This is a genomic window from Mucilaginibacter sp., from assembly GCF_036383575.1.
Taxonomy (GTDB): domain Bacteria; phylum Bacteroidota; class Bacteroidia; order Sphingobacteriales; family Sphingobacteriaceae; genus Mucilaginibacter.
In genome coordinates this window covers 1-1,985 of the sequence record NZ_DASVOB010000792.1, presented here as the reverse complement: position 1 = coordinate 1,985, position 1,985 = coordinate 1, and the positions used below count along the sequence as shown (strand labels likewise).

Annotated in this window: 2 protein-coding genes; one reads left to right on the top strand and one right to left on the bottom strand. The window is 45.9% G+C overall.

Annotated elements, in window-relative coordinates; all coding sequences use genetic code 11:
• Nucleotides 1-3: 3 nt before the first annotated feature.
• Complete coding sequence (locus VF500_RS28130; RefSeq protein WP_330862838.1) at nucleotides 4-531, bottom strand: hypothetical protein; 528 nt, start codon at nucleotides 529-531, stop codon at nucleotides 4-6.
• Between the two features lie 329 nt (nucleotides 532-860).
• Here VF500_RS28130 and carB point away from each other — a divergent pair.
• Nucleotides 861-1,985: carbamoyl-phosphate synthase large subunit (carB, locus tag VF500_RS28125; protein WP_330862837.1), on the top strand; the 1,125-nt coding region annotated here is incomplete at its 3' end.

The following is a 1,985-nucleotide window of genomic DNA, read 5'->3' as shown; positions in this document are numbered from 1 at the left end:
GGTTTAATTGGCCGGGTACGATCCAATTCCCAACGATACTTTCAGGCTCGCATCAGTTGCCGTAGCTTTACGCAGGCGATAAACCATCCGGATGCGTACGCTTGGCTGCCGCACCAGTTCGTCTAAAAAGTGTGAGTTGTCAATGTCAAGTACTATGCTGTTGCCGGCGTTGGGTTGGATATCTTTACGTATGGCCACCATCACCTCTTCGCTGCCATCGTTTTTAGCCATGTATACCCTTAATGACGCTATATTGCCAATGTTATAATCTGATGGGTCGCTCGACTGCAGTTTGGCTGATATGATGCGTACCTCGCTTATCCTGCTGGCATTGTTGCCATCTTTAGTAAAATCCTGGTCAAAGCTGTTACCCGTGCTTATTGCGGTTTCAGGTTCATCAACTTTGGCCGATGCCGGAATAACCATAGTGGCGGTATACGGGAATGTTGATTTAACAACTGATTGCAGCATAGCACAGCTGCCCCAAAATAAAATAGCCGCAAGCAACGGAAAAACAGGCTTCTTTATCATAGTCCTTAAAATATAAAGTATTGCGCCCTGGCGCAATTACAGGTTCAATTGGAAATTACAGGCCGGGCTGTAAGTAAATATAGTGAGATTTTACGGAAATAGTAAGCCTATTGTTTTAAGAAAATGTGCCCCTAAACTTAAAAAATGCCGGGTGTTATTGCGACAATATTAAATATGAAAAAAAACATGAATGGTGTTTGTTAAAACTCTATCTTTGCACCCCGACGCTGAAGTCGGGATTTCTTGGCTTTCAGCGCATAGGAAAAACCGTTTAAAGGCTTAAATGCCTTTGACTATTGACTTAGAACTTTTGACTTAAAAAAAGCCCTATGCCCAAAGACACCTCCATCAAATCCGTTCTGATCATTGGCTCCGGCCCAATCATTATCGGCCAGGCTTGCGAATTTGATTATTCCGGCTCACAAGCCGCTCTCTCGTTAAAAGAAGAAGGCATCTCCGTTTCTATTATTAACAGCAATCCGGCAACTATCATGACGGATAAAGTTATCAGCGATCATGTTTACCTTCTGCCGCTCACCTGCGAAAGCATTGAGAAAATTTTAACCGAACAGCAGATAGACGCTGTGCTGCCTACCATGGGCGGTCAAACCGCGTTGAACCTTTGTATCGAAGCGTCTGAACGCGGCATATGGGAAAAATATGGCGTTAAAGTTATCGGTGTAGATATTGCCGCCATTGAAAAAACCGAAAACCGCGAGGCTTTCCGCCAGCTGATGGTTGACATCGGCGTAGGGGTTGCCAAATCAAAGATCGCCAACTCTTTTCTTGAAGGTAAAGAAGGCGCGCAGGAAATTGGCTTCCCGCTGGTTATTCGCCCAAGCTATACACTGGGTGGTAAAGGCGCGGGTTTCGTTCACAAAAAAGAAGATTTCGACGCTGCCCTTAACCGTGGTTTACAGGCTTCACCAACCCACGAGGTATTGGTTGAACAGGCAGTATTAGGCTGGAAAGAGTACGAATTGGAATTGCTGCGCGATAGCAATGACAACGTGATCATCATCTGTTCTATCGAGAACTTTGACCCGATGGGTATCCACACCGGCGACTCGATCACCGTAGCCCCTGCCATGACCCTGAGCGATCGTTGCTACCAGGAAATGCGTAACCAGGCTATCAAGATGATGCGCGCCATCGGTAACTTTGCCGGCGGTTGTAACGTGCAGTTTTCGGTAAACCCTGCCGATGAAGCGATCATCGCTATCGAGATTAACCCGCGTGTATCCCGCTCGTCAGCCCTTGCTTCAAAAGCTACCGGTTACCCAATCGCTAAAATTGCTGCTAAGCTGGCGATAGGTTACAACCTTGATGAAATTGAAAACCAGATCACCAAAACCACTTCGGCTTATTTTGAGCCTACTTTGGATTATGTGATCGTTAAAATACCTCGCTGGAACTTTGATAAGTTCAAAGGCGCTAACAGAGAACTTGGTCTG

Excerpts from the sequence above, each read along its gene's own strand:
- VF500_RS28130 (WP_330862838.1), bottom strand. The coding sequence starts at position 531 with ATGATAAAGAAGCCTGTTTTTCCGTTGCTTGCGGCTATTTTATTTTGG.